We start from the raw sequence: 25,515 nt of genomic DNA, 5'->3' as shown, positions 1-25,515 counted from the left end.
TATGCTTTTTCTACGTCACCTGTCCGTGGCGCTGCTCAGCGCGCCCGCAATCGGCCTGGCTGCGCCGCAAGGCGCGCCCGGGCAATCCGCCCCTTCCCTCTCCCTTGAGGAAGCCGTCGCGATCGCGAGCGCCCATGCCGGCGACGCCGAATCGTCGCGCGGCGCCGTGGAGGCCGCCGGGCAAATGGCCGTCGCCGCCGGCCGCCTGCCGGATCCCGTGCTCAAGCTCGGCGTCAACAACGTGCCGGTCAACGGCTCGGACGCGTTCTCGCTGAGCCGGGATTCCATGACCATGCGCTCGATCTCGGTGATGCAGGAATTCACGCGCGCGGACAAGCGCCGCGCCAGGGCCGCGCGCTTCGAAGCCGAAGCCGCCGCTGCCGACGCGCAGCGCACAGTGGGGCTGGCAGGCGTGCAGCGCAATGCGGTCAATGCCTGGCTCGACCGGTGGTATGCGGAGCAGGCCGGCGTGCTGCTCGGCCATCACGGCCATCCGCTTGAACTGGCGCTGCAGGCCGCCACCGCGGCCTACCGCGGCGGGCGCGGCTCGCGTGCGGAGGTACTGGCGATGGAGCTGGAAATCCAGAAGCTGCACGACCGCGAGGACGAGAACCGCGCCGCGCTGGCAACGGCCACGCTGAACCTGGAGCGCTGGGTCGGCGCCGCTGCGCGGCGCCCGCTGTCGGCGCGGCCACCGCTTGAAGTGCCGCCGGGCGCCCGGCAACTCGCCAGGGGCGAGTTCGAGGCCGTGCCCGAACTGTCGGCTGCGCAGCGCGACGTGGCGCTGGCCGAATCGGAGATCCAGGTGGCAACGGAAGCCCGCAAGCCGGACGTGACGGTCGAGCTGATGTACAGCCAGCGCGGCTCGGCCTACTCGAACATGGGCTCGCTCAATGTCAGCTTCCCATTGCCGTGGGACCGGGGCAACCGCCAGGACCGCGAAATCAGTGCGCGGCTGGCGCAGGCCAATGACGCGCGGGCCAGGCTGGAAATGGTCCGGCGCAATACCCAGGCCATGGTCGGCGCCAGGCTGGCCGAGCTGCAGCGCAACCTTGACCGGCTGCGGCGCTACGACGACAAGACCTTGCCGCTCGCGCGGGCACAGGCGGATGCGGCACTGACGGCCTACCGCGCCAGCACGGGCACCTTGGCGGCGGTCGCCGAAGCCAACCATCGCGCCATCGACACCGCCATGGATCGCCTGCTGCTTGAGGCAAAGACCGCGAAGCTGTGGGCGGACCTGAACTACCTGGTGCCATTGCCTACCGCCCAGGCCGAAGCCGCAGTGAGGGAGGCAAAATGAAGAAGCACATCATTGCAGCAGCAGCCGGGCTGGTCGTCGCCGGCATCGCCCTCTACGGCGCTTACCACTTCGGGTTCACGCGCGGCACACAGACTGCGCAACCGTCGAGCACGGCTGGCGCGCAATCCACCGTGCTCAAGGCCGGCGACATCGATCCGAAGACCGGCAGGAAGATCCTGTACTGGCACGATCCCATGGTGCCGGGCCAGCGCTTCGACAAGCCGGGCAAATCTCCCTTCATGGAGATGCAACTGGTGCCGGTCTACGCGGACGGCGATGGCAGCGGCAGCGGTGTCACCGTCGACAGCCATGTCGCGCAAAACCTCGGCATTCGCACCACCGAGGCAAAGCCTGGACGGCTGGCCGCGATGCTACAGGTGCCCGGCAATGTCGCCATCGACGAACGCAGCGTGCAGGTCATCCAGGCGCGCACCAACGCCTTTGTGCAGCACGTCGCGGTCCGGGCCACCCTTGACCCGGTCCGGCGCGGACAGGCGCTGGTCACCCTGTACTCGCCCGACTGGGTCGCGGCGCAAGAGGAATACCTGGCCGTGTCACGCATGGCAGCGAGCGAGCATCTGGACGACCTGCGCAGTGCTGCCAGGAATCGCATGCTGCAGGCAGGCATGACGCCGGGCCAGGTCAGTGCGGTCGAAAGATCCGGCAAGCCGCAGCCCGGTGTTGCCATCGCCAGCCCGGTCGATGGCCTCGTGACCGAGGTGGCGGTGCGCGAGGGCATGACCGTGTCGCCGGGCATGACGCTGTTCCGCCTGGCTGACCTGAGCCAGGTGTGGGTGATTGCCGAGGTACCAGAGGGCCAGGCCGGCACCATCCGGCCCGGCGCGGCGGCCACGGTACTGCAGGGCGGCACGGCCAGCCCCCTTGCCGGCAAGGTCGACGCCATCCTTCCCGACGTCAACCCGGCGACCCGCACCGTCAAGGCCCGCATCATCCTGCCCAACCCCGGCAGGCGCCTGCTGCCGGGCATGTTTGTCACGGTCGGCTTCGACAGTGGCGCGCAGAAGGAAGCGTTGCTGATCCCGTCGGAGTCGGTCATCCGCACCGGCCAGCGCAGTATCGTCATGGTCGATGCCGGCCAGGCAGGGTTCGTTGCCACTGAGATCAAGACCGGCCGCGAAGCCGATGGCATGGTCGAGGTGCTGGACGGACTGGCGCCGGGACAGAAAGTGGTCACGTCCGGCCAGTTCCTGATCGACTCGGAAGCCAGCCTGCGCGGCAGCGCGCAACGCATGTCCGCCCCGCTTGCGGCCTCCGCACCTGCCGCACCATCGGCCGAGCATGAAGGCACAGGCCGCATCGAAGCCGTGAACGGCAGCGAGAGCCTGACCATCTCGCATGGCCCCATCCCGTCGGCACAGTGGGGTGCGATGACCATGGATTTCGCCGCGCCGCCGACAGGCCTGCCCAAGGGACTGAAGCCTGGCGACCGCATCCGCTTCCGCTTCCACCTGGACCGCGACGGCGCGGCCATGCTGTCGTCGGTCGAGCCCGCCGGCACCGCCCAGGGAGCCCGGCCATGATCGCGCGCCTGATCCTGGCCTCGATCCGCCACCGCATCCTGGTCCTGCTGGCCACGGTGATGCTGACCGCATGGGGCCTGTGGGCGGTGCGAAGCACGCCGCTCGACGCCCTCCCCGACCTGTCCGATGTGCAAGTGATCATCCGCACGCCCTTCCCGGGCCAGGCGCCGCAGATCGTCGAGAACCAGGTTACGTATCCGCTGACCACCACCATGCTGTCGGTGCCCGGCGCCAGGACGGTCCGGGGTTACTCTTTCTTTGGCGATTCGTTCGTCTATGTGCTGTTCGAGGATGGCACCGACCTGTACTGGGCGCGCTCGCGCGTGCTGGAATACCTGAACCAGGTGCAGTCCCGCCTGCCTGCCGCGGCCAGGCCGGCGCTGGGGCCGGATGCCACCGGCGTCGGCTGGATCTACGAGTACGCGCTGGTGGACAAGACCGGCCAGCATGACCTCGGCCAGTTGCGCGCAATGCAGGACTGGTTCCTGCGCTTCGAACTGAAATCGCTGCCCAATGTGGCCGAGGTCGCTTCGCTGGGCGGCATGGTGAAGCAGTACCAGGTGGTGCTGCTGCCGGACCGGATGCGCGCCTACAACCTGTCGCAGGGCAAGGTGCTGGCGGCGCTCAGGGGCGCCAACCAGGAGGCCGGCGGGTCGGTGCTGGAAATGGGCGAGGCAGAGTATATGGTGCGCGCCAGCGGCTACCTGAAGACGCTCGACGATTTCCGGCAGATTCCGCTGGTGACCAGCGATGCCGGCATTCCTGTGCGGCTGGGCGATGTCGCCATCGTCCAGCTCGGCCCGGAGATGCGGCGCGGCATCGCCGAACTTGACGGCCAGGGCGAGGTTGCCGGCGGCGTGATCGTGATGCGCTCAGGCAAGAACGCGCTGGAAACCATCGAGGCGGTCAAGGCGAAGCTAGCCACGCTGCAGAAGAGCCTGCCTGCCGGTGTGCAGATCGTCACCACCTACGACCGCTCCGCGCTGATCAAGCGCGCGGTGGAAAACCTGACACACAAGCTGGCCGAAGAGTTCGCCGTGGTCGCGCTGGTGTGCCTGCTGTTCCTGTTCCACCTGCGTTCCGCGCTGGTGGCGATCGTGTCGCTGCCGCTGGGCGTGCTGGCCGCCTTTTTGGTGATGCGCTACCAGGGCATCAATGCCAACATCATGTCGCTGGGCGGCATTGCCATTGCCATTGGCGCCATGGTCGATGCCGCGGTCGTGATGATCGAGAACGCGCACAAGCAGCTGGAACACTGGCATGCCGAGAACCCCGGCCGGGAGCTGGCAGGGAACGAGCGCTGGGGCGTGATCGGCCGGGCCGCCACCGAGGTCGGGCCCGCGCTGTTCTTCTCGCTGCTGATCATCACGCTGTCGTTTATCCCGGTCTTTACGCTGGAGGCGCAGGAGGGCCGGCTGTTCTCGCCGCTGGCCTTTACCAAGACCTATTCCATGGCCGCGGCGGCGGGCCTGTCGGTGACGCTGGTGCCGGTGCTGATGGGCTACATGATCCGCGGCAGGATTCCTTCGGAGCAGTCCAACCCCTTGAACCGATGGCTGATCCGCGCCTATCGGCCGGTGCTGGCACGGGTGCTGGCCTACCCGAAGACCACCCTTGCGGTCGCCGCGGTGCTGCTGGCCGCGACGGCGTGGCCGATGCTGCGTACCGGCGCCGAATTCATGCCGCCGCTCGACGAGGGCGACCTGCTCTATATGCCGTCGGCATTGCCAGGCCTTTCCGCCGGCAAGGCGGCGCAGCTGCTGCAACAGACCGACCGCCTGATCAGGACCGTGCCCGAGGTGGCGACCGTATTCGGCAAGGCCGGCCGCGCCGATACCGCGACCGATCCGGCGCCCCTCGAGATGTTCGAGACCACCATCCAGTTCAAGCCGCGCGACCAGTGGCGTGCCGGCATGACCACCGACAAGCTGGTGGAAGAGCTCGATCGCGTGGTCAAGGTGCCGGGCCTGTCCAACATCTGGGTGCCGCCGATCCGCAACCGCATCGACATGCTTGCCACCGGCATCAAGAGCCCGGTCGGCATCAAGGTGGCGGGCGCGGACCTGAAGGAGATCGATCGCCTGGCAACGCGCATCGAGGAAGCCGTCAGGACAGTGCCGGGGGTGACGTCGGCACTGGCCGAGCGGCTGAGCGGCGGGCGCTATGTCGATATCGACATCAATCGCGTGGCGGCGGGCCGCTACGGGCTGAACATCGCGGATGTGCAGAGCGTGGTATCGTCGGCCATCGGCGGCGACAATGTGGGCGAGGTCGTCGACGGGCTGGCGCGCTTCCCTATCAACGTACGCTACCCGCGCGACTACCGCGACTCGGTGGAGCAACTGCGCAGCCTGCCCATCGTCACGGACAAGGGCCAGCAGATCGTGCTGTCCGACCTGGCGCGCATCCAGGTGGTGCAGGGAGCGCCGATGCTGCGCAGCGAAAATGCGCGACTGTCGGGCTGGGTGTATGTCGACATCCGCGGGCGTGACCTGCGCTCGGCCGTCCGGGATATGCAGGCCGCCGTTGCGAAAGCGGTGCCGATGCCGGCTGGCTATTCGCTGAGCTGGTCGGGGCAGTTCGAATACCTGGAGCGGGCCGCCGCAAAGCTGAAGGTGGTAGTGCCGTTCACGCTGCTGATCATCTTCGTGCTGCTGTACCTGGTGTTCGGCCGTCTCGATGAAGCCCTGCTCATCATGGGCACGCTGCCGCTGGCGCTGATCGGCGGCTTCTGGCTGCTCTACCTGCTGGGCTACAACCTGTCGGTTGCCGGCGTGGTCGGCTTCATCGCGCTGGCGGGCGTGGCGGCGGAATTCGGCGTGATCATGCTGCTCTACCTGAAGCAGGCATGGACCGCGCGCGCGAACCAGGGCGATGCCAGCCTGTCCGCGCTGCTTGAGGCCATCCAGGAAGGCGCGGTGCTGCGCGTGCGCCCCAAGGCAATGACCGTCGCCGTCATCCTTGCCGGCCTGGTGCCGATCATGTGGTCGCATGGCACCGGCTCCGAGGTCATGCAGCGCATTGCCGCGCCGATGGTGGGCGGCATGCTCACCGCGCCATTGCTTTCGCTCTTCGTGGTGCCGGCGGTGTATTTGCTGATGCGCCGGCGCCAGACCAGACCTCAACCAGTTTCCGTACACCCCTCACTTCAGAAGGAACCACTATGAATTCCATCAAGACGCTCGCCCTCGCGCTGGCTTTCGCCACCACGCCGGCCGCATTCGCAGCGGGATCGATGGACGGCATGGACATGAAGCCGTCCGCACCCGCGCAGCAGGCGCCGCAACCCGTGGCAGCCGAGATCAAGAAGATCGATGCGCAGGCCGGCAAGGTCACGCTCAGGCACGGACCGATCGCCAACCTCGGCATGGGACCGATGACCATGGCGTTCCCCGTCAAGGATCGCGCATCGCTGAAGGATTTCAAGGAGGGCGAGGCGGTATCCGTGACGTTCGACAACGTTGATGGCAAGCCTACGGTCATGCAAATGCGGCGCAAGTGAGGGCTACCGTCGCTGGAGGTGATTGCGCGTTCGGCGCGCAATCACTGTGTGCTCACGCTTTGGTGCCCAGACGCTCCTTCAGGAACTCGATAAAGCGCTGTGTCTTTGCCGGCAGCAAGCGTGTTTCGGTCAGCGCATAGACCGGCGTCGGCCTGGTCTGCCTGCCAGGCAATATCCGGCGCAGGCGGCCGGCCGCCACGTCCTCTGCCGCCACCTCCTCGGCCAGCAAGACCACGCCCAGGCCCAGCATTGCCAGGCGGCAGCATCTCCCCCGGTTGCTCGTGGGCGATCCGTGCTTCGTCCAGATGCGCTTGCAGCGCTCGTAGTAGAGCTGCCCGGCCTCGGTCAGCTCGACCTTGCGCATCGTGCGATGCAGCAGCCGCAGGCCAATGGCCTTCTCCAGCGCGCTGATCCGCCTGGAAAGCGCGTGTGCAGGAGGTGATTTTGGGTGCCCTGCAGGGCTGAGGGAGGCCGCCTATGCAGGCGGGGTGCAGGTGCAACCTGGCCTTGCCTGCGGACTGAGATCGTGCGCGCCTTGACCGCGGCGCATGCAATCAGCCCCGGCTGGTTGGACCGGGGCTGTCAGATAAGTTAGTGCAGTTGGCGCTTCAGGTCAGCAAGTTCCGAATGCATCGAACTGACTGCATCCTTGACCTTTGCATCGAGACTGCCGGCCTGCTGGCAAGCGCGGTCTGCACGATCACCGATCCGTTCGAGATCATCGACCCACTGCCGGATCCGATCCTCATCCTTGGAAGACACGACCTTCGATGCCGATTTGCACTCCTTGTCGAGCTCATCCACCCAGTTCATCAAGTCTTGTGGAATCCCCGTATCGGCATGACAAGTCCGGGATGTCTCGCTGATGGTTTGCTGCAGATGACTAAAACGTTGCTGCATTTCACTGGCTTGCAACATGATGCCCCCTTCGTGAACACCAATTCACATGAGTTCAGGCAGCAGATGATTGTGTGTTGCCTGTGCCATTGTCATTCGCCCGCATCAGTTGGCTGCCAATGAAGCTCCATTGCCCAGCCTCGAAGCGCGCGAAGGCACTTTTTCAGTCTAGGTCAAATTCAACCGCACGCTCCGATGTGATCGCCGGGGTTCCGCGGCATTACTAGGCATTAGCCGCGCCTCGCTATATCTTGAATTCAAGACAGTCCGGCGCTCGGGCTGAGCTACGGACATCGTAAATTGCCGGAGGCTGAAATGCTGGAAAAAAAGCGGTCTTACAAGGGATTCCACGTTGCGCTCTTCGTGCCGGAGGTGATTGAGCCAGGCAAGCCAGGCGGGCGAGTTCAGATCTCCACGCGCAATGAGGACATGGGCATCCGCTTTACGCCGGACTGGCCCCACCCGCCCGCAACGCTGGAGGAGGCAGAGGAATGGCTTTTCGCCTACGCCGCCGGGATCATCGATTGTGAACTGGCGGGCGGCTTCGGCATTGATCTCAGGAACGAGTAAGTCAGTCCGGCGACGAAAGATCTGTGGAAGCCGGTCGGCGCGTCTCCTGCGCCTGGCGGGGATGGCGGTGTTCGTGGAGATTCTGGCATGCCGTGCAGCGCGTGGCGGTCGGGTACGCTTGCAGGCGGGCGAAACGGATCGCCTGCTGGCAGTCAATACAGACGCCATACTGGCCGCTCCTCATCCGTGACCGGGCTGCTTCAATGTCAGCCAGTTGCATGCGATAGTGTTTCAGCATCGCGTCGCCCTGGCGCTGCACAGTCTTTTCGTCCGCCACTTCACCATCATCAAGGTGTTCACGTTGTGTTGGCGCCACAACAGGCGAATCCGCGGTTCCGGCGACGGCACGAATGCGCAACTCCTCAGCGTCCATTTGGGCCACCAACTTCGCCAACTCTTCCTTTGTCAGCCCGTCCATGACTGGCCTCCTGGGTAAACATCCTGCGGGTCGCACGTAAGCAGACCGTCCAGCGTGGCGCGTCTGGGCAATCGCACCTGGCGGGCACAGTTGTTGTATTGCCGCTCAGATGTGTCGCCACTTAGATCGAGGCTCCCGCAAGGGGCTGTAGCCATTTGCCGGCATGGCAAAAAACACGTGCCCCTTGCGGGACCAGCACGGGTCACTGCCGTGCAGGTCCCTCAGTCACGAATACCTAACGGTGGCTGGCAGCCAGCGCGACGATAGCGCCTGTGGTAGCCGCGATGGCGGCCACAGTACCCATGCTTTGCCACGGATGCTCATGAACGTAGCGATCGGTCGTTGTCGCCCACTCGGAGACTTTGGCGCGGCTTTCTTCGCGCAGCGTAACGATGCGCTCCTGCAGCGCGCGCTGCCGGGCCTTGAGTGCATGGCGCTCAAGGCTGGTCCCTACGCCGGTTTCGGCTTTGACATCATGAAGAAGTGCCTGAACGTCGGCCATCAGCGTATCGACGTCGCGGGCCAATGCGTCCTTGCGCATAGAGAAATCAGATTGGATGTCGTTCATCTTGCCCTCCTGTTAGCGAAATCATCGCGGTGCGTCGCGCAGCACGATTGGCACTGTGTCAAATATAGGACTGGGCTGACAGCCCGGCATGACAAAGAACACGCTACGACGAAGCCGTCCGGAAGGAGGCAAGAGGACCGTAGAACCAAGGCGACGGAAGCATCGCCGCGCTTACGCGCCAAGCCTTTTGTCGCTGATGGCTATCAGGTGCCGAATGCGGTACTGCCGACGCTGCCGCCCCCGTCCCGCCGGAACTGTACGCGGCGCTGCGCATGCAGGGAGTCGCGCGGCACCGGAGTCACGCCTTTCGCGTCCCTCGCCTTATCCGCTCCAAATATTTTCCTGAAGCGACCTCGATTCGCACCGTGTCCCCTTCCTTGACGAACTGAGGAACGAGAACTTCCATGCCGTTCTCCAGCGTGGCAGCCTTGAAGGTAGAGGATTCATGCTCGTGCAGGCCCGGCGGCGTGGACATGATGGTTACCTCGACCGCAGGGGGGAATGCGATGGTGACTGGCTCGCCCTCATAAAGCTGCACCGGGATTCGCATATTGGGACGAAGAAACTTCTGGTATGCGCCCATGGTTTCCGCAGGAAAACTGATCTGCTCGAAGGTGTCGGGATTCATGAAGAAAAAGGCGTCACCATCGGTGTACAGATATTCCATCTCCTGGTGATCAAGCGCGACCTCTTCGAGCTTGTTGCCCGGGTGTAACCGCAACTCCTTGATGTGGCCAGTCTTAAGGCTCTTGAACTTGGCGAAAACTGCGCTCCCCTGTTGGCCGCCGCCGGCGTGGTACCCGGCGCTGGTAACGCTATGAAGTTCACCTTCAAGCATGATGACCATGCCCGACTTCAGTTCGGAAGCTTCGACCATTGGTGTCTCCGCGTGGGCGGCAGGATTTCGCCTTCAGCCTAGCACACGCGGAACGAGAAACTCGATGGCGCTGACCGCATTGGGAGAATTGCGCACCGGCGACAGCGGGATGCTGCAGCGCCGCATGCACTAGGCTGACAGCAGGAAACGCCAGCGACGAATGTGCGACGCCGTCCAGTGTATTTGCCCTGGTTGCAGCGAGTAAAGGAATGGCAGCGTCCAGGCCTTTTGATTCGCATGGCCATCATCTATGATGTGATTCATGTAATCATCGTATTGCCATCTTGAGGATCCCATGGAGCAAAAGACCGCTCGGCTTACGTTGCTCATCGATCCCAACAAGAAGGCCGCCTTCGAGCGCCTCTGCGCACAACAGGATCTGACTGCCTCGCAGGTGATACGGCGGCTTATCCGCGACTACCTGGCCCAGCATGGCGTCCAGTACGTGCCCAGCGGCGTAGGCACGGACAAGGCGGAAGCCAAGGGCAAAGAGAGGCCACCGGTCGGCGCGTCGTCGCGGCGCGACGCGGCACCTCCTGCCAAGCGCCGTACGACCCGTCGTGGAGCCTGATCCATGAGCACCGTGCCCCCTCTCACGCAATGGCTCCATCTCGACTGGATGCTTGTTGTGGTTGGGGCCTGGCTGCTTATCGGCGTGGCAGGGGTCCTGGCGCTGCATCGGTTTGCCCTGGTATCCCACGTGCTGTTCCCCATCGGGGGACTGCTAGGGCTTGCGCTGTTCAGCCTGGCGCTGCACGCTGTGTCCGGCACGCCCGAGGCAGCCGTGCTGCCCATTGGCCTGCCATCGCTGCCGTTCCACGTCCGGCTCGACAGCCTGTCCGCCTACTTCCTGATGGTAATGGGGGGAGCGGCGGCTGGCATCTCCACGTTTGCGGCTGGCTACTTCCGCACGGGCGAAGGTACGCCGCCAGGCCTGCTTTGTCTTGAATACCACCTGTTTCTTGCCAGCATGGCCGGGGTGATCCTGGCCGACGACGCCTACTCGTTCATGGTGATGTGGGAAACCATGGCGCTGGCTTCATTCTTCCTGGTGACCGCCAACCACCGCATCGCCGAAGTGCGCGCCGCCGGCTATCTCTACATCACGATGGCGCGCATCGGGGCGATTGCGATTCTGCTGTGCTTTGGCGTGCTGCAGGCCAATACCGGCGACTATACGTTTGCCAACATGCGCGCCCAGGCGCTGACGCCGTTCTGGGCCTCCGCCGGTTTCCTGCTCGCGTTGTTCGGATTCGGCGCCAAGGCCGGCATCCTGCCTCTGCACATCTGGCTGCCGGAGGCGCATCCGGCCGCGCCGTCACCGGTATCGGCAATGATGAGCGGCGTCATGCTCAACACTGCCATCTACGGCCTGTTGCGCGTATCTTTCGACCTGCTGCCGATGCGCCTGTGGTGGTGGGGCGGATTGCTGCTGGCGATTGGATTGGCCACCGCGCTGTTCGGCGTGGTCTTCGCAGCTGTTCAGACCGACATGAAGCGGCTGCTGGCTTATTCGTCGATCGAGAACATGGGCCTGCTCTTCGTTGCCATGGGGCTGACACTGCTGTTCTCGGCCTACGGCATGAAGCCGATGGCCGCCCTCGCCCTGACGGCCGCGCTCTACCATGTCGCCAGCCATGCATTCTTCAAAAGCCTGCTTTTTCTGGGAACCGGTAGCGTGCTGCATGCCACCACCGAGAGAAGCCTGGGCAAGCTAGGCGGACTGATTCGCTACATGCCATGGGTGGGCTGGCTGACACTGCTGGGCGTGCTGGCCAGCGCCGGGCTGCCGCCGCTTGGCGGTTTCGTCTCGGAGTGGCTGCTGCTGCAGAGCTTCCTGTTCACGCCTGGTCTGCCGGAACCGATACTGACCATGCTGATCCCGGTGGTCGCCGCGCTGATTGCGCTGGTGGCGGCACTGGCCGGTTACACCATGGTCAAGTTCTTCGGCGTGATCTTCCTCGGCCAGCCCCGTGAGCCCAGACTGGTCAACGCGCACGACGCCGGCCGTTGGGAGCGCGCGGGCATGCTGTGGCTGGCGCTGGGCTGCATCGCGCTTGGCCTGCTGCCGACGCAATTCGTCCAGTTGATCGATCCGGTGACGCAGCAACTGGTGGCGAGCGGACTCGGCGCCCGGACCGCGGCCAGCAGCTGGCTGCTGGCGCCGAATGGCCTGGCCCAGGCCAGCTACGGGCCGGTTATTTTCCTGTCAGGCATCCTGGCCAGCGTTGCGCTCGCCTACCTGCTGGTGCGCCGCTTGTACCACGGTCGGCTTCGCCGCAGCCCGCCCTGGGCTTGCGGCTTTCCCTGGGGCACCGCGCGCATGCAGGACACTGCCGAGGGGTTCGGGCAGCCGATCCGCCAGATCTTTGAGCCGTTTTTCCTGATGCGCCGCGACCTGCCGACGCCATTCGATGAGCAGCCGCACTACCGGGTCACAGTGGCGGATCATTTTTGGCGCTGGATGTATGTCCCCGTGATCGATCTGGCGTCGTACCTGGCCCGGCTGATCGGCCTGATGCAACAGGGACGCATCTCGGTTTACCTGCTGTACAGCTTCCTGACCCTGGCCGCCACGCTGCTGGCCGTGATGTGAAGAGGGCCGCATGAACCTGACCGGGATCCTGTCACAGCTGCTTGAGATCGTGATTTCGATCGCGCTGGCGCCGCTGCTGACCGGCTGGGTCAATCAGTGGCGGGCCTGGCTGCAGAACAAGTCGGCACCCAGCCTCTGGCAGCCCTATCGCATGCTGCACAAGCTGTTCAACAAGGACTCGGTGGTCGCGGACAATGCCTCGCCGCTGTTCCGCGCCACGCCTTACGTGGTGTTCGGCTGCATGGCGCTGGCTTGCTCGATCGTCCCGACCGTGTCCACCGATCTGCCACTGGCACCGGCCGCCGACGCGATTGCCCTGGTCGGCCTGTTCGCGCTGGCGCGGGTTTTCATCTCGCTGGCGGCGATGGACGTCGGCACCGCTTTCGGGACCCTGGGAGCGCGGCGCGAGATGCTGATCGGCTTCCTGGCGGAACCGGCGCTGCTGATGGTGCTGTTCTCCGCCTCGCTGGTCTCCAAGTCGACCTCGCTCACCACCATCGTCGAGACGATTGCTCACCGGGACCTGGCCATCTATCCCGGCCTGGCGTTTGCCGGCGTGGCGTTCACCATGGTCTCCCTGGCCGAGAACGCCCGCATACCGGTCGACAATCCCGCCACCCACCTCGAGCTGACGATGATCCACGAGGCGCTGATCCTGGAATATTCGGGGCGGCATCTGGCCCTCCTTGAGTGGGCGGCAAGCCTGAAGCTGTTCGCCTATTCCTGCATCGGCCTGGCGCTGTTTTTCCCATGGGGCGTTGCAGAAGCGCAAGCTCCCCTGGCCATGCTGCTGGCGCTGCCCGCGCTGCTGTTCAAGCTCATGGTGGGCGGGATCCTGCTGGCGGCGCTGGAGACGGCGAGCGCCAAGATGCGCATCTTCCGCGTGCCGGAGTTCCTGGCCACCGCCTTTCTGCTGGCGGTGATCGGCATGCTGGTCCACTTGCTGCTGGCACGCTGAACCCCCGGAGGCCAGTCCAGTGACCGTACTCCTCACCCAGTTTGTCAACCTGCTCGGCGCGGTGCTGTTGATCCTCGCCTTCGCCATGATCTCGCAACGACGGATCCTGTCGCTGATCAACTTGTTCACGCTGCAGGGTGCGACCCTGGCCTTGGCCACGGCTATCGTCGGCTACGTGACGGGCCAGCCGCACCTCTACCTGTCGGCCGGCCTGACCGCGATCCTCAAGGCGTTGCTCATCCCTTATCTGCTGCACCGCGTGATCGATCGTCTCCGGATCCGCAGGGACGTCGAGACGCTGATCAACATTCCCACCACGATGCTGATCGGCATCCTGGTCGTGATCTTCGCCTTCAACCTCACCATGCCGATCTCGCGGCTGTCGCTGAAGCTCGCCAGCGGCACGCTGGGCATTGCGCTGGCCTGCGTGCTGCTGTCCTTCCTGATGATGATCACGCGCTCCAAGGCGGTGCCGCAGGTCATCGGCTTCCTGGCGATGGAGAACGGCCTCTTCTTTGCGGCCACCGCCGCGACCTATGGCATGCCGATGGTGGTCGAGCTGGGCATCGCGCTGGATGTGCTGATCGGCGTGCTGATCCTGGGCGTGTTCATGTTCCAGATCCGCGAGCAGTTCGACAGCCTGGACATCCGTCACCTTGAGAAGCTGAAGGAGGATTGAGTTGACCGCGCTGGCCTTTCTGCTTGGATTTCCGCTTGCCGGCGGGCTGGTGCTGGCGCTGACGGGACATCGCGAGCGCGCCCGCGACATCAATGTCGCCTTCAGCCTGGGCACATTCCTCGCCGCCTGCGTGCTGACGGCGCAAATCGTCGCCGATGGTCCCATGCTGGCATGGGACCGGGAGTTCTACATCGATGCCCTGAACGTCTTCCTGGTTGCGCTGACCGCGTTCGTGGGGCTGACCACCTCGATTTTTTCGCGGCCGTACATGCGGGTGGAGCACGACCACGGCAAGATGACGCCGCCGCGGCTGCGTCTGTACCACAGCATGTACCAGCTCTTCACCTTCACCATGCTGCTGGCGCTGACGACCAACAATATGGGTATCGTGTGGGTTGCGATGGAGGCCGCCACGCTGACCACGGTGCTGCTGGTCAGCGTCTACCGCACCGCCGCGAGCCTCGAGGCCGCCTGGAAGTACTTCATCCTGTGCGGGGTGGGGATTGCCCAGGCGCTGTTCGGTACGGTGCTGCTGTACATGGCCGCCGAGCAGGTCATCGGCCCGGAGGGCGGGGCCCTGCTGTGGACCAACCTGGACGCGGTCAAGCGCCAGCTCGATCCCAACATCATCACGCTGGCGTTTGCCTTCCTGTTTATCGGCTATGGCACCAAGGTCGGCCTGGTCCCACTGCACAACTGGCTGCCCGATGCCCACGCCGAGGGGCCAACCCCGGTATCCGCCGTGCTCTCCGGCCTGCTGCTCAATGTGGCGCTCTATGCCGTGCTGCGCTGCAAGGTGCTGACCGATGCGGCGCTTGGCAACCATCTGACCGGCCGCCTGATGATGGGGTTCGGCCTGCTATCGGTGGTCGCGGCTGTCTTCTTCCTGATCCGGCAACGCGACATCAAGCGCATGTTCGCGTATTCGTCCATCGAGCACATGGGCATGATGACCTTCGCCTTCGGCATGGGCGGGCCGATCGCCAGCTATGCCGGCCTGCTGCACATGACGGTGCATTCGCTGGTCAAGTCAGCGATCTTCTTCGCCGTCGGCCACGCCGCGCAGAAGGCGGGCACGCAAGTCATGGACGATATTCGCGGGTTGATCCGTGTCAGTCCCACGGTCGGCTGGGGCCTGATGGTAGGAGTGCTCGCCATCCTGGGCATGCCCCCGTTCGGGGTCTTTGCCAGCGAGTTCCTGATCGTCACCACCGCCATGCGCGAACAGCCGTGGGCCACGCCCTTCCTGCTGTTGGCACTTGGGCTGGCGTTCGCCGCGGTGTTCAGCCGGGTGCAGCCGATGGTCTTCGGCGACACCACGCTCATGCCGCTGGCGCATCCGCCAGCGCTGGTCCCGGTGTTCACGCACCTCGCCCTGGGGCTGATGCTGGGCCTCTATGTTCCGCCCTATCTCGACACCTGGTACCGGCAGGCAGCCGCAATGCTTGGGAGCTGAACCGATGACTCTGTCCGATCCCGGCCTCAACCTGGAGCGGTTGCCCGCGCCGCTGCCAGTCTGGCATGGCCGGGTCGATCCAGACGGCTGGTCGGTCACGGCCCGCGCGGTGGCGGACGCTGGCGGGCGCCTCGTTGCGCTGTGGGGCGTTGATCGGAGTGCCATCGGCGGCACGTTGACGGCATGCGTCACATACGCCGCGGCGCGGGGGCTGATGTGGCTCGAACTGCGACTGGATGGCGTCGCGCCCGCCGTGCCGGACCTGGCCGGCGTATTCCCATGCGCGGGCCGGATGCAACGTGCCATGACCGACCTGGTGGGTATCCCCGTGCAGGACAGCCGCGATGGCCGGCCCTGGCTGGACCACGGCCTGTGGCCGGCAGGGGCGCGGCCGCTGCAAGGCGGCGCGCCGGCGGGTGCGGCCACCGGCGGCATATTGCCTGCCAACTATCCTTTCGTGCGCGTGGAGGGCGACGGCGTGCACGAGATCGCGGTCGGGCCGGTGCATGCCGGCATCATCGAACCCGGCCACTTCCGCTTTTCGGTGGTCGGCGAGAAGGTGCTGCGGCTGGAGGAACACCTGGGCTACACCCACAAGGGCATCGAGCGGCGTTTCACCGAACTGGCGCCGCCCGAGGGCTACCGGTTGGCCGGCCGGGTCTCGGGCGATTCCACCGTGGCCTATGCCTGGGCCTATTGCATGGCGCTGGAGTCCGCCTGGCGCTGCGCGCCTCCACCGCGGGCGGACTGGCTGCGCGCCCTGATGCTCGAGCGTGAGCGGGTGGCCAATCACCTGGGTGACCTGGGGGCGCTGGGCAATGACGCGGGGCTGGCCTTCGGCCTGGCGCAATTCTCGCGCCTGCGCGAAGACTGGCAGCGGTTGTCCGCAGAGGCTTTCGGTCACCGGCTGATGATGGACGCCGTGGTACCGGGCGGCGTTGCGCAAGACCTGGCACCAGCCATGGCTGAGCGCCTGGAACAGCAGTGCGGTCACATCGAGCGGGAAGTACGCGTGCTGCGTGCGGTGTACGACGAACATGCGGGCCTGCAGGACCGATTTCTTGGAGCAGGCTGCGTCACGCCGCAGCTTGCCGCCCGGCTTGGGCTTACCGGCCTGGCCGGACGTGCCAGCGGTTGCGCCGCGGACCTGCGCTGCGACCATGCCTGGCGGCCCTACGATAGCGTCGCCGTGAAGATGGCCACGCACCGCGGCGGCGATGTCGCCGCCCGGGTGGCGGTGCGCTTCGATGAGGTGCTGGAGTCGCTGCGACTGATCCGTGCCATCTGTGCAGGCCTGCCGGAGGGTGCCACGCGAATCGTTCCGCAAGCGCCCGCCGGCGCCGCCATCGGGGTCGGATGGGTGGAGGGCTGGCGTGGCGAAGTCCTGGTCGCGCTCGACCTTGCCGATGACAGCCGCATTCTGCGCTGCCATTGCCACGACCCGTCGTGGCAGAACTGGCCGGTGCTGGAGCATGCCATCATCGGGAACATCGTGCCGGACTTTCCGCTGATCAACAAATCCTTCAACCTCAGCTATTCGGGGCACGATCTCTGATGTGGAAAATCCTCAGGCAGATCGCACATACCGGCATCGTTACTGAGCCTGCTCCGCGCGGCGCGGCGGACGAGGCCGCCTCCATCCAGCGCATCCACCGGGAGCTGCTCGACATTCTCGGGCAGGCGCTGACGATCCGGCAGGTCGACGCAGGCTCCTGCAATGGCTGCGAACTGGAAATCCACGCACTCGGCAATCCTTACTACAACATCGAAGGCCTGGGCATCAAGTTCGTCGCAAGCCCGCGCCATGCCGACATGCTCCTGGTGACGGGACCCGTTTCGCGTCATATGGAAGAGGCCCTGCTGCGCACCTATGCGGCAACCCCGGAGCCGAAACTGGTGGTGGCGATAGGCGACTGTGGCTGTACTGGCGGGATCTTCGGGGAGAGCTATGCGAGCTGCGGCCGCGTCGCCAATGTCATCCCGGTAGACATAACGGTGCCGGGCTGTCCACCGCCGCCGATAGAGATCCTGCGCGCAATACTAAGCGCCGTCCGGCAGACCGGTGCCACAAGACGCTAGTGATCCGGCCCTGGCAACAGCGGTGTGCACCTGAGGTGTGCACCTGAGCGTGGGCACCGGCTGGCCCCTTCCTGCATCACCCGCGTTCCTTCGCCACTGACCTTGGCGCTCCAAGCGTCGGCCGGGTGGCGTAGTCCACCTCGTACTGCTGCAAATAGTCGCGAATCATCTGGCGAACGACTTGGGATGGCGTCTGGTCCTGGGCGGCGCAGAGCGCCTCAAAGGCCTTTTTCTTCTCCGGATCGATCAATACGGTCAGGCGGGCAGTCTTGGATTCCATGCGTCTAACAATGTCATCATATAATAATGGAATTATAATAGTATACATCTCCAAGATGCGCCGGCATGTCTTAGTAGATGCTGGCAGGGCGCGCGGTCCCGCGCAAACGAGTCTTCAGGGGGCACAACTTTTTGATGAGGGGCGCAGTGGTAGAAGTGACGATAGCGGTAACTGCCGGGAATGCATTTCAAGGGCGGAATTCCGCACGGCTGGCTTTCACGGCCAATCAATTTGAGTGCGAGATCCTGCTTACCAGTGGCCCCTGGGTTGCAAACGCCAAGCGCGTGATGGAGGTCATGCGCCTGTCCGCCCGGGTGGGAACGCACATCCGCATCCAGGCGGACGGAGCGGACGAAGCCGCCGCTGTCGTCACCATCGCGGCATTGTTGCGGGGAGAGGCGCTTCCCAAGGCGCTTTGATGGAATCCTGAGCTATGCATGCCGACCGCACCTCGTTCGACGCCTACCTGAAGTTCCTTGCCGAGGCGAGCCACGACGGTACGCCCAAGGTGTTGGAAACCCAGCACGCCCTGTCCCTGCATTTCGACGCGCTCGCGACCCAGAGCTTCATGTCGCGCAAGGATCCCGACAAGCTCGTGCTGGGCTATACCCGGACGATGATGGGATTCCTGTTGTTGCACCCAGTCCCGGCCAGGATCTCAATGATCGGCCTGGGTGGCGGTTCGCTTGCCAAGTACTGCTACCGGCATCTGCCCAACACCAAGATCGTGGCAATTGAAATTAATCCGGCGGTCATCGCCCTGCGCGAGCAATTCCAGATCCCGCCGGACGACGAACGACTTGAGGTGGTTTGCGCAGATGGCGCCGACTATGTTGCGAACCAGGATGCGCGACCGGACGTGATCCTGGTGGACGGGTTTCTGGCCGATGGCATGCCGGTGCAGCTGGGGACGGCAGACTTCTATGCCGCCTGTCATGCCCGCCTGGCCGATACCGGCGTGCTGGTCGCGAATTTTCTCGAAAGCGATCCCGATATCCCGCTTTACCTGGAGGAAGTCAGCACCGCGTTCGGCCAGTCGATGTCGATTTCTCTTTCCGAAGACAGTTCCAACTACACGCTGTTTGCCTGGAAGGGGGCGCACAAGCTGCCCTCCCTGGACGCGCTGATTGCACGAGCGCGCATCCTGGAAACCGCGCATTCGCTAAGCCTGACCGCGGCCGCTCGCCGCCTGAAACGCGGCGAGCGCCTTGCGTCGGATCGTGCGGCCTGGTCGAAGCTGGCAAGACCGCAGCTCCGGTATTGACACCGCCCTCCCCCGCGCAAGCCTCCTTACCAACGCAACCATGCCTATCCTGTACTTGCGCAAGCTGACTGGGAAGGAGCGCAGTCCCGGCAGCAATCGGCAACTGGCCTGCTACCTGGCGTTTGTGGCCGGAGCAACCAACGCAGGCGGCTTCCTGGCCGTGCAGCAGTACACCTCGCACATGTCGGGCGTTGTGTCCGCCATGGCCGACAACCTGGCGCTTGGCAGTTTCTGGCTGATGTTGGACGGCCTTGGGGCCTTGCTGTCGTTCCTGGCGGGCGCCGCCTGCTCAGCGGTACTGATCAACTGGGCCCGGCGCGAGCGACTGCATAGCGAATACGCATTGCCGCTCATGCTGGAAGCCTTGTTGTTGGTGTGTTTTGGCCTGCTAGGCAGCAATCTCGAACACCACGAATGGTTGTTCGTGCCGGCAACAGTCATGGTGCTCTGTTTCATCATGGGCTTGCAAAATGCCATGGTCACCAAGCTGTCGAATGCCGAGATCCGCACCACGCACGTGACCGGCATGGTCACCGACATCGGTATCGAACTGGGCAAGCTGTTCTATTGGAACCTGTCCAGGGCCGATTCGAGCAAGCCGCCGGTGCTCGCCAATCGGCATAAGCTGCAGGTACTCATCACACTCGTCGTATTGTTCTTTGCCGGCGGCGTCATTGGCGCCCTGGGGTTCAAGCACGTCGGGTTCAGCGCCACACTTGCGCTGGCAACCCTGTTGCTTGCCCTCGCTGCGGTTCCGGTGCTGGACGATGTGCGTCTGCATTTGTGGCGCCGGGATCTTCTGGCTCATTTGATCGCACGTTCCCGGCGTTGGGCTCGCGCAGTCAAGGAAGATGTGCACGCCGTGTGGCTGGCCGCGCAAGATCCCCGCACGCCATGGTATGCGAAAGCACTGGCCTTGCCGGTCGCCGCCTATGCCTTGTCGCCCATTGACCTGTTTCCCGATTTCATTCCGGTGCTCGGCTATCTGGATGACGTGGTGGTGGTGCCGCTGGGCTTGTTGCTGGCAATACGGTGGATTCCGGTCGCGGTAATGCGCCAGCATCGCGCGGCGGCCGCGGCATCCGCCCACCGCCCCGTCAGCCACGTTGCGGCGCTGGTGATCGTGACGCTCTGGGCCGGTGCAGCGGTGTCGGCAATGATCTGGCTTGTGCAGCATCTGTCTGGGCGGGGAGGCACATGAAACGGCGGCCCGATCAGGCGCGGCCATCGGCCAGTCCCACAGCAAGGTCCCGGCCTGAGCTGACGACACGGCTCGATGGCCTCGTAGAGGGAAAGAGATGAGCGACGAACAGTATCACCGTGCCGTGGACCTGATCCACTTGCTCTATGCAGCACTGGCCGGCCTGATGACGCCCGGCGGCGGCGAGGAAGCCCGTGAGCTGGCCGAGAGCGCTATGCAAGAGGCGTCGGAATTCCTCAGACTACCGCCGGGGGCACGTTAGTTGAACTAGATCGCGGCGCACAGTTGGGTTGAATGTAGCGCGCATCCTACCTCGGCCAGCTCCTGACCGACTTTCTGATAACCGCACCAATGAATAGTCAAAAGATCAGATTTCTTCGCTCACGAATTCCCACATTTGAGTGCACCCCTGGATGTCATGACTGTTGTGGTCCTGTGACAACCTCAACGGAGGAAATGTCGAGGCTTCCCGTCAAAAGCGATGCCGAGCACGAAACGGCGCTGGCAAACCTGAGTTGCCCTCACCTTGATACCAAGGGATGCAGCGTGTATTCGGAGCGCCCGTTGATTTGTCGCTTGTTTGGAACGACCCCAAGGCTTGCCTGCCCGAACGGAAACCGGCCGGTCAGAATGATCGATCCGGAGATTGAACAAGAGATTCAGCGCTTCTTTCTAGAGACACGTCACGTGCTGGTCTGACTGAGGCATGAAGCTACCGCTGGCAACCGCTGTCAAACAGCCTCCCAGAGAGAGGCTCCTTCCACACAGAGCTTGCCATTCATTCTAACGTTCCATAGAATGAAAAAATGAGAACGTTAAAGAACCACCTGTACGAGCAGGTCGCGCGCATCGGGAAAGCCGTAGCCAGCCCGAAACGTCTGGAGCTTATCGAGCTTATGTGCCAGGGTGAGAAAACCGTCGAGGTTCTGGCCGCCCAGGCAGAAATCAGCGTGAAGCTCGCCAGCGCTCATCTCAAGGAGCTGCGCCAGGCTCGTCTCGTCGAGACCCGCAAGGATGGGAAGTACGTCCAGTACCGCCTGGCCAGCACCAGCGTGGCCGACCTCTGGGTAACGCTTCGTTCAGCGGCCGAGGAGCGGCTAGTGGAATTGCAGGTGGCCCTGGCGTCAATCATCGGGCATGGCGACGACCTCGAAGGATTCGACCGTGCTGCCATCTTGAAGAAGGCCAGGGCCGGAGAAGTGCTGGTTCTCGATGTGCGCCCAGCAGAGGAGTTCGCCACGGCCCACTTGCCGCATGCTCGCTCCCTGCCACTCGACGAACTCAGGAAGCGGCTTGCCGAGCTGCCCAAAGACATGCCCGTTGTCGCGTACTGCCGCGGCCCCTTCTGCCTGATGGCCAAGGACGCTGTCGAGTTCCTGCGCAAGAAGGGCTATCGCGCCTTCCACCTGACTGATGGCGTGGCCGAGTGGCGCGCTCACGGGCTGCCCATCGAGGCATAGGGCAAGGAGACGGATGTCATGGCACGGAAAGCGCGGGCCGACTAGGCGCCAGTGTCCAGACACAGGAAACCGTCATGTTCTTCCGCCAACGTCCCACTGAAAACGCCGCCTTTTCCTATTTCTTTGGATGTGCCGGCCGGCCGGACCTGGCCGGGAGAGAACGCGAAATGGCCGCCCGACTGCACGATAGCTTGCATCGCAAGCTGTTGAATCTCCCTGCCGAGCTTGAGATTTATCCTGGACATCAAGCCGGCAGCGCCTGCGGCGCAGGCCTTTCTGGCAAGCCTGCATCGACCATCGGGTTCGAGAAACGCTTCAACCCGATGCTCGCAATGTCGCGCGATGCCTTTGTCGATGCGGTGGTTGCCGACATCCCGCAGCAACCGGAGAACATGGCTCGCATCATAGAGGTCAATCTGCGTGGCATTAAGCCCGAAGGTGCGCGCGATTGAAGCCGCTCTCGATTGACTTCGGCATACGTGCCAATCTTGGCCAGATTCTGCAGCAACTGCTGCAGGTGCTGTTCGTAGGCATGACCATTGGCATGATGCGCAACGTTGTACCGGCGCTCGCCGAGACCGAGTTCGGCGTGCCACGTGGGTCGTTCATGCTACTGGTGGCCTTCGTCGTGGCATTCGGCTTCGTCAAGGGTGCTATGAACTTCGTTGCGGGTCGCCTGGCGGAGCACATCGGCCGCAAACGAGTGCTGCTCATCGGATGGCTTGTAGCGCTACCGATTCCGCTGCTTATCTATTTCGCGCCATCGTGGAACTGGATTGTCCTGGCAACTACCTTGCTCGGTGTGAATCAGGGCCTGACCTGGTCAATGACCCAGACGGCCAAGCTCGACATTACGCGAGCCGACCAGCGCGGCCTGGTTATCGGGCTGAACGAATTCTCTGGCTACGTGGGTGTCGCCGTGGCAGGAGTGGTCACGGGCTATGCGGCTTCCATCTCGGGTCCGCGCGAAGGATTGCTGTGGTTCGGCGCTGTCGTCATTGGGCTGGCGACATTGCTCGCCTGGCTGGTGGTGATGGAGACGCTGCCCTGGGCCCGGGCTGAGGTCAAACGCCACACCGCCGGCACATCCGCGACAGTGCTTCACCCACGCTACCCGCCGGGCGTAAGCGAGCAACCATCGAGCAGCGAGATGTTCGTCCTGATGAGTTGGCGCGACCGTCGAATGGCCGCGCTCTGCCAGGCCGGGCTAGTGGAGAAGTTCGTTGACGCGCTGGTTTGGGCCTTGTTTCCCATCTACCTGCACCAGCAGGGAGTGAGCCTGCCCGGCATTGGCTGGATAGTGGGTGTCTACGGCTTTACCTGGGGCGGTGCCCAGCTATTCACCGGTAGATTCTCGGACAAGGTCGGCCGTCAGCGCCTCAATGTCGGGGGTATGTGGGTGTGTGGCGCTGGCGTGGCCCTGCTGCCGCTAGGCAGCGGCTCGGTTTGGTGGAGCACCTCGGCCGCCGTGACCGGGCTGGGCATGGCGATGTTGTACCCCAATCTGAGCGCTGCGGTAGCCGACATCGCACACCCCAGTTGGCGGGCGTCTGCCATTGGCATCTACCGCTTCTGGCGCGACCTCGGGTATGGCATCGGCGCGCTCTGCCTGGGCGCAGCTGCAGCGCTCGGTGGCCGCGTCGAGAGTGCATTCTGGTTCGTCGCCATCGCGATGGGACTGTCTGGCCTTGTACTGTATCACTGGGGAGAGGAGACGCATCCGCGTCTCAACCCAGCACGCTGATTTCAAGCCACACGTACAGCTTCTGCATGGAAGCGCACAAGAATATGTTTGATGAGAACCCCGCGAGCGATCTCGCCGGACAAAAAAACGCCAACCCGTATCGGTTGGCGTTTTGCTTGGGGTATTACTGGTATCAGAACTGGTTCATGGTGTTGTCTTTACCCGCCGCTTTCAGGGCCGCTTCGCCGCTGAAATACTCCTTGTGGTCGTCGCCGATGTCCGAGCCGGACATGTTCTGGTGCTTGACGCAGGCGATGCCCTGACGGATTTCCTTACGCTGCACGCCAGCCACATAACCCAGCATGCCCTGGTCGCCGAAGTATTCCTTGGCCAGGTTGTCGGTCGACAGCGCGGCGGTGTGGTAGGTCGGCAGCGTAATCAGGTGGTGGAAGATACCTGCTTCGCGCGACGCGTCGGCCTGGAAGGTCCGGATCTTTTCGTCGGCGAGCTTCGCCAGTTCGGTCTGATCGTATTCCACGCTCATCAGCTGGGCGCGGTCATATGCCGACACATCCTTGCCCGCGGCCTTCATCGCGTCATACGCCTGCTGGCGGAAGTTCAGGGTCCAGTTGAACGACGGGCTGTTGTTGTACACCAGCTTGGCGTTCGGGATGACCTTGCGAATCTCGCTGACCATGCCGCCGATCTGGGCGATATGCGGCTTTTCGGTTTCGATCCACAGCAGGTCAGCGCCGTTTTGCAGTGCGGTGACGCAATCCAGTACGCAACGCGCTTCGCCCGTGCCGGCGCGGAACTGGAACAGGTTGCTGGGCAGGCGCTTGGGACGCAGCAGCTTGCCGTCGCGCTTGATGATGACGTCACCATTGCCCAGTTGGTCGGCCGACAACTCCTCGCAATCGAGGAAGGAATTGTACTGGTCGCCCAGGTCGCCCGGCGTGTTGGTCACGGCGATCTGCTTGGTCAGGCCGGCACCCAGCGAATCAGTACGGGCCACGATGATGCCGTCGTCCACGCCCAGTTCCAGGAAGGCGTAGCGGATGGCGCGGATCTTGGCCAGGAAGTCCTCATGCGGCACGGTGACCTTGCCATCCTGGTGGCCGCACTGCTTCTCGTCGGACACCTGGTTTTCGATCTGGATGCAGCATGCGCCCGCTTCGATGAACTGCTTGGCCAGCAGGTACGTTGCTTCGGCGTTGCCGAAACCCGCGTCGATGTCCGCGATGATGGGCACGACGTGGGTGACGTGGTTGTCGATCTTCGCCTGGATGGCGGCCTTGGCAGGGCCCTGGGCAGCGTCCAGCTCGCGGAACAGGCCGCCCAGCTCACGGGCGTCGGCCTGGCGCAGGAAGGTGTACAGCTCGCGGATCAGCGCGCTGACGGAGGTTTTTTCGTGCATCGACTGGTCCGGCAGCGGGCCGAACTCAGAGCGCAGCGCGGCCACCATCCAGCCGGACAGGTAAAGGTAGCGACGCTCGGTGCTGTTGAAGTGCTTCTTGATGGAGATCATCTTCTGCTGCCCGATGAAGCCGTGCCAGCAGCCCAGCGACTGGGTGTACTTCGACGAGTCGGCATCGTAGGCGGCCATGTCGGCGCGCATGATCTTGGCAGTGTACTTGGCGATGTCCAGGCCAGTCTTGAACTTGTTCTGGGCACGCATGCGGGCGGCATACTCGGGATTGATGGCATTCCACGCGCTGCCGTGGTTCTCTTTCAAACCGGCAACTGCCTTGATGTCGTCTTGATACTGGGCCATGGGAATTTCCTAAGAAGAAAGCGCGTTTGAAAAAAATAGTTGAGTGTGCTGGCGGATGTCGAGGCGAGCAGCGTGGGTTCATTGTAGGGCGTTCTTGATGCGTCGCGGCAAAGTCTTATATAAGACATAAGAGTTGATTTTTCCTTATTTTTCAATGAGATAAACACTAAATTCCGCAATGTGGAAAGCATTTTCAAGGAACGAAAGATAGCGCCGGGGGAAAGCCGGAGCAAATTCCACAATGTGAAACGCTCTTTCAGTTGCCGGAGGCAGGCCGGGCACGGATGGGATGATCGTCAGAAACCGGCCAGAGTCGGTCAATAAAAATGGGATCGGGCTACCACCGCGATGCGGCCATCCAGTGGTTTTGCGCACGCAGGTCTTCGAGATGTTCTTCGAGTAGGCACC

General features: G+C 63.7%; 27 protein-coding genes and 1 pseudogene. 20 read left to right on the top strand and 8 right to left on the bottom strand.

Annotated features, from left to right (window positions below):
• Position 1 precedes the first annotated feature (1 nt).
• The 4 genes from I6H87_RS14930 to I6H87_RS14915 are packed head-to-tail and all read left to right on the top strand — an operon-like array spanning position 2 to position 6,346.
• The gene (locus I6H87_RS14930; protein WP_011615545.1) at positions 2-1,303 is read left to right on the top strand and encodes a TolC family protein; all 1,302 of its coding nucleotides are present in this window, start codon (positions 2-4) and stop codon (positions 1,301-1,303) included.
• A complete protein-coding gene (locus tag I6H87_RS14925) occupies positions 1,300-2,844 on the top strand; it encodes an efflux RND transporter periplasmic adaptor subunit (RefSeq protein ID WP_011615546.1) in 1,545 nt (514 codons plus the stop codon). Before I6H87_RS14930 ends, I6H87_RS14925 begins: the two co-directional genes overlap by 4 nt.
• A complete protein-coding gene (locus I6H87_RS14920; protein ID WP_011615547.1) occupies positions 2,841-6,011 on the top strand; it encodes an efflux RND transporter permease subunit in 3,171 nt (1,056 codons plus the stop codon). The genes I6H87_RS14925 and I6H87_RS14920 overlap by 4 nt, the downstream gene beginning before the upstream one ends.
• Complete coding sequence (locus I6H87_RS14915) at positions 6,008-6,346, top strand: copper-binding protein (RefSeq protein WP_010810554.1); 339 nt, start codon at positions 6,008-6,010, stop codon at positions 6,344-6,346. The genes I6H87_RS14920 and I6H87_RS14915 overlap by 4 nt, the downstream gene beginning before the upstream one ends.
• 52 nt (positions 6,347-6,398) lie before the next feature.
• Here I6H87_RS14915 and I6H87_RS14910 read toward each other — a convergent pair.
• Positions 6,399-6,782: pseudogene (locus tag I6H87_RS14910) on the bottom strand (LysR substrate-binding domain-containing protein); the annotation flags it as partial.
• Positions 6,783-6,937: 155 nt separating this feature from the next.
• Positions 6,938-7,264 carry a hypothetical protein gene (locus tag I6H87_RS14905; protein WP_010810552.1) on the bottom strand — a complete coding sequence of 109 codons (327 nt, stop codon included), beginning with the start codon at positions 7,262-7,264 and terminating at the stop codon, positions 6,938-6,940.
• 294 nt (positions 7,265-7,558) lie between these two features.
• On the opposite strand from I6H87_RS14905, the gene I6H87_RS14900 reads away from it, so the two are divergent.
• Positions 7,559-7,813: a hypothetical protein gene (locus tag I6H87_RS14900; RefSeq protein ID WP_010810551.1), complete on the top strand. Its 255-nt coding sequence runs from the start codon at positions 7,559-7,561 to the stop codon at positions 7,811-7,813.
• Position 7,814: 1 nt separating this feature from the next.
• Here the strand turns inward: I6H87_RS14900 and I6H87_RS14895 are convergent, their stop codons facing one another.
• The 3 genes from I6H87_RS14895 to I6H87_RS14885 all read right to left on the bottom strand — a co-directional run bounded on the left by I6H87_RS14895 (position 7,815) and on the right by I6H87_RS14885 (position 9,676).
• On the bottom strand, positions 7,815-8,231 hold the full coding sequence (locus I6H87_RS14895) for a TraR/DksA family transcriptional regulator (RefSeq protein WP_010810550.1): 417 nt from the start codon (positions 8,229-8,231) through the stop codon (positions 7,815-7,817).
• A 235-nt stretch (positions 8,232-8,466) separates the two neighbouring features.
• Entirely contained in the window at positions 8,467-8,799 is a 333-nt protein-coding gene (locus tag I6H87_RS14890) for a glycine zipper domain-containing protein (RefSeq protein ID WP_010810549.1), read from the bottom strand.
• 298 nt (positions 8,800-9,097) lie between these two features.
• Positions 9,098-9,676 (bottom strand): elongation factor P, encoded by a 579-nt coding sequence (locus I6H87_RS14885; protein WP_010810548.1) that lies wholly within the window; start codon positions 9,674-9,676, stop codon positions 9,098-9,100.
• Between the two features lie 295 nt (positions 9,677-9,971).
• On the opposite strand from I6H87_RS14885, the gene I6H87_RS34880 reads away from it, so the two are divergent.
• From I6H87_RS34880 to I6H87_RS14850, 7 genes are read left to right on the top strand one after another with little or no spacing between them, the layout of a single operon-like run.
• Complete coding sequence (locus I6H87_RS34880; RefSeq protein ID WP_010810547.1) at positions 9,972-10,247, top strand: ribbon-helix-helix protein, CopG family; 276 nt, start codon at positions 9,972-9,974, stop codon at positions 10,245-10,247.
• A 3-nt stretch (positions 10,248-10,250) separates the two neighbouring features.
• On the top strand, positions 10,251-12,272 hold the full coding sequence (gene hyfB / locus I6H87_RS14875) for a hydrogenase 4 subunit B (protein WP_010810546.1): 2,022 nt from the start codon (positions 10,251-10,253) through the stop codon (positions 12,270-12,272).
• A gap of 10 nt (positions 12,273-12,282) precedes the next feature.
• Positions 12,283-13,230, top strand: coding sequence for a respiratory chain complex I subunit 1 family protein (locus I6H87_RS14870; protein ID WP_010810545.1), 948 nt, complete (start codon positions 12,283-12,285; stop codon positions 13,228-13,230).
• Between the two features lie 19 nt (positions 13,231-13,249).
• Entirely contained in the window at positions 13,250-13,909 is a 660-nt protein-coding gene (locus I6H87_RS14865) for a formate hydrogenlyase (protein ID WP_010810544.1), read from the top strand.
• Position 13,910: 1 nt separating this feature from the next.
• Positions 13,911-15,365, top strand: coding sequence for a hydrogenase 4 subunit F (locus tag I6H87_RS14860; RefSeq protein ID WP_010810543.1), 1,455 nt, complete (start codon positions 13,911-13,913; stop codon positions 15,363-15,365).
• Positions 15,366-15,369: 4 nt separating this feature from the next.
• Positions 15,370-16,920 (top strand): hydrogenase large subunit, encoded by a 1,551-nt coding sequence (locus tag I6H87_RS14855; protein WP_010810542.1) that lies wholly within the window; start codon positions 15,370-15,372, stop codon positions 16,918-16,920.
• Positions 16,920-17,444: an NADH-quinone oxidoreductase subunit B family protein gene (locus tag I6H87_RS14850; protein WP_010810541.1), complete on the top strand. Its 525-nt coding sequence runs from the start codon at positions 16,920-16,922 to the stop codon at positions 17,442-17,444. The genes I6H87_RS14855 and I6H87_RS14850 overlap by 1 nt, the downstream gene beginning before the upstream one ends.
• A gap of 76 nt (positions 17,445-17,520) precedes the next feature.
• Here I6H87_RS14850 and I6H87_RS14845 read toward each other — a convergent pair whose 3' ends face one another.
• Positions 17,521-17,724, bottom strand: coding sequence for a ribbon-helix-helix protein, CopG family (locus I6H87_RS14845; protein ID WP_010810540.1), 204 nt, complete (start codon positions 17,722-17,724; stop codon positions 17,521-17,523).
• A 146-nt stretch (positions 17,725-17,870) separates the two neighbouring features.
• On the opposite strand from I6H87_RS14845, the gene I6H87_RS14840 reads away from it, so the two are divergent.
• The 8 genes from I6H87_RS14840 to I6H87_RS14805 all read left to right on the top strand — a co-directional run bounded on the left by I6H87_RS14840 (position 17,871) and on the right by I6H87_RS14805 (position 23,393).
• Positions 17,871-18,143, top strand: a complete 273-nt coding sequence (locus I6H87_RS14840) for an HPr family phosphocarrier protein (protein ID WP_136227778.1) — start codon at positions 17,871-17,873, stop codon at positions 18,141-18,143.
• A gap of 14 nt (positions 18,144-18,157) precedes the next feature.
• A complete protein-coding gene (locus I6H87_RS14835) occupies positions 18,158-18,988 on the top strand; it encodes a fused MFS/spermidine synthase (RefSeq protein WP_011615550.1) in 831 nt (276 codons plus the stop codon).
• A 40-nt stretch (positions 18,989-19,028) separates the two neighbouring features.
• Positions 19,029-20,189: a DUF1275 domain-containing transporter gene (locus I6H87_RS14830; RefSeq protein ID WP_010810537.1), complete on the top strand. Its 1,161-nt coding sequence runs from the start codon at positions 19,029-19,031 to the stop codon at positions 20,187-20,189.
• Between the two features lie 97 nt (positions 20,190-20,286).
• A complete protein-coding gene (locus I6H87_RS14825; RefSeq protein WP_011615551.1) occupies positions 20,287-20,451 on the top strand; it encodes a hypothetical protein in 165 nt (54 codons plus the stop codon).
• Between the two features lie 194 nt (positions 20,452-20,645).
• Complete coding sequence (locus I6H87_RS14820; protein ID WP_231881352.1) at positions 20,646-20,888, top strand: YkgJ family cysteine cluster protein; 243 nt, start codon at positions 20,646-20,648, stop codon at positions 20,886-20,888.
• 107 nt (positions 20,889-20,995) lie between these two features.
• Positions 20,996-21,649 carry an ArsR/SmtB family transcription factor gene (locus I6H87_RS14815; RefSeq protein WP_010810534.1) on the top strand — a complete coding sequence of 218 codons (654 nt, stop codon included), beginning with the start codon at positions 20,996-20,998 and terminating at the stop codon, positions 21,647-21,649.
• A 74-nt stretch (positions 21,650-21,723) separates the two neighbouring features.
• Complete coding sequence (locus I6H87_RS14810; RefSeq protein WP_011615552.1) at positions 21,724-22,101, top strand: MBL fold metallo-hydrolase; 378 nt, start codon at positions 21,724-21,726, stop codon at positions 22,099-22,101.
• The gene (locus tag I6H87_RS14805) at positions 22,098-23,393 is read left to right on the top strand and encodes an MFS transporter (RefSeq protein ID WP_010810532.1); all 1,296 of its coding nucleotides are present in this window, start codon (positions 22,098-22,100) and stop codon (positions 23,391-23,393) included. Before I6H87_RS14810 ends, I6H87_RS14805 begins: the two co-directional genes overlap by 4 nt.
• A 133-nt stretch (positions 23,394-23,526) precedes the next feature.
• On the opposite strand, the gene I6H87_RS14800 is transcribed toward I6H87_RS14805, so the two are convergent.
• Both I6H87_RS14800 and I6H87_RS14795 read right to left on the bottom strand, forming a co-directional pair.
• The gene (locus tag I6H87_RS14800) at positions 23,527-25,107 is read right to left on the bottom strand and encodes an isocitrate lyase (protein ID WP_010810531.1); all 1,581 of its coding nucleotides are present in this window, start codon (positions 25,105-25,107) and stop codon (positions 23,527-23,529) included.
• A gap of 144 nt (positions 25,108-25,251) precedes the next feature.
• A complete protein-coding gene (locus I6H87_RS14795) occupies positions 25,252-25,482 on the bottom strand; it encodes a hypothetical protein (RefSeq protein ID WP_136227779.1) in 231 nt (76 codons plus the stop codon).
• Positions 25,483-25,515 lie beyond the last annotated feature (33 nt).

It is taken from the genome of Cupriavidus necator, from assembly GCF_016127575.1.
Taxonomy (GTDB): Bacteria; Pseudomonadota; Gammaproteobacteria; order Burkholderiales; family Burkholderiaceae; genus Cupriavidus; species Cupriavidus necator_D.
The sequence above is the reverse complement of the archived record's forward strand: the minus strand, read 5'-3'. Positions and strand labels throughout refer to the sequence as shown.

What these genes read in the sequence shown, in the direction of transcription:
- I6H87_RS14800 (WP_010810531.1), bottom strand. Translation starts at nt 25,107, where the DNA reads ATGGCCCAGTATCAAGACGACATCAAGGCAGTTGCCGGTTTGAAAGAG.
- I6H87_RS14830 (WP_010810537.1), top strand. Translation starts at nt 19,029, where the DNA reads ATGCCTATCCTGTACTTGCGCAAGCTGACTGGGAAGGAGCGCAGTCCC.
- I6H87_RS14810 (WP_011615552.1), top strand. Translation starts at nt 21,724, where the DNA reads ATGTTCTTCCGCCAACGTCCCACTGAAAACGCCGCCTTTTCCTATTTC.
- I6H87_RS14895 (WP_010810550.1), bottom strand. Translation starts at nt 8,231, where the DNA reads ATGGACGGGCTGACAAAGGAAGAGTTGGCGAAGTTGGTGGCCCAAATG.
- I6H87_RS14905 (WP_010810552.1), bottom strand. Translation starts at nt 7,264, where the DNA reads ATGTTGCAAGCCAGTGAAATGCAGCAACGTTTTAGTCATCTGCAGCAA.
- I6H87_RS14845 (WP_010810540.1), bottom strand. Translation starts at nt 17,724, where the DNA reads ATGGAATCCAAGACTGCCCGCCTGACCGTATTGATCGATCCGGAGAAG.
- I6H87_RS34880 (WP_010810547.1), top strand. Translation starts at nt 9,972, where the DNA reads ATGGAGCAAAAGACCGCTCGGCTTACGTTGCTCATCGATCCCAACAAG.
- I6H87_RS14885 (WP_010810548.1), bottom strand. Translation starts at nt 9,676, where the DNA reads ATGGTCGAAGCTTCCGAACTGAAGTCGGGCATGGTCATCATGCTTGAA.
- I6H87_RS14855 (WP_010810542.1), top strand. Translation starts at nt 15,370, where the DNA reads ATGACTCTGTCCGATCCCGGCCTCAACCTGGAGCGGTTGCCCGCGCCG.
- I6H87_RS14920 (WP_011615547.1), top strand. Translation starts at nt 2,841, where the DNA reads ATGATCGCGCGCCTGATCCTGGCCTCGATCCGCCACCGCATCCTGGTC.
- I6H87_RS14825 (WP_011615551.1), top strand. Translation starts at nt 20,287, where the DNA reads ATGAGCGACGAACAGTATCACCGTGCCGTGGACCTGATCCACTTGCTC.
- hyfB (WP_010810546.1), top strand. Translation starts at nt 10,251, where the DNA reads ATGAGCACCGTGCCCCCTCTCACGCAATGGCTCCATCTCGACTGGATG.
- I6H87_RS14925 (WP_011615546.1), top strand. Translation starts at nt 1,300, where the DNA reads ATGAAGAAGCACATCATTGCAGCAGCAGCCGGGCTGGTCGTCGCCGGC.
- I6H87_RS14815 (WP_010810534.1), top strand. Translation starts at nt 20,996, where the DNA reads ATGAGAACGTTAAAGAACCACCTGTACGAGCAGGTCGCGCGCATCGGG.
- I6H87_RS14915 (WP_010810554.1), top strand. Translation starts at nt 6,008, where the DNA reads ATGAATTCCATCAAGACGCTCGCCCTCGCGCTGGCTTTCGCCACCACG.
- I6H87_RS14870 (WP_010810545.1), top strand. Translation starts at nt 12,283, where the DNA reads ATGAACCTGACCGGGATCCTGTCACAGCTGCTTGAGATCGTGATTTCG.
- I6H87_RS14890 (WP_010810549.1), bottom strand. Translation starts at nt 8,799, where the DNA reads ATGAACGACATCCAATCTGATTTCTCTATGCGCAAGGACGCATTGGCC.
- I6H87_RS14835 (WP_011615550.1), top strand. Translation starts at nt 18,158, where the DNA reads ATGCATGCCGACCGCACCTCGTTCGACGCCTACCTGAAGTTCCTTGCC.
- I6H87_RS14820 (WP_231881352.1), top strand. Translation starts at nt 20,646, where the DNA reads ATGTCGAGGCTTCCCGTCAAAAGCGATGCCGAGCACGAAACGGCGCTG.
- I6H87_RS14930 (WP_011615545.1), top strand. Translation starts at nt 2, where the DNA reads ATGCTTTTTCTACGTCACCTGTCCGTGGCGCTGCTCAGCGCGCCCGCA.
- I6H87_RS14900 (WP_010810551.1), top strand. Translation starts at nt 7,559, where the DNA reads ATGCTGGAAAAAAAGCGGTCTTACAAGGGATTCCACGTTGCGCTCTTC.
- I6H87_RS14850 (WP_010810541.1), top strand. Translation starts at nt 16,920, where the DNA reads ATGTGGAAAATCCTCAGGCAGATCGCACATACCGGCATCGTTACTGAG.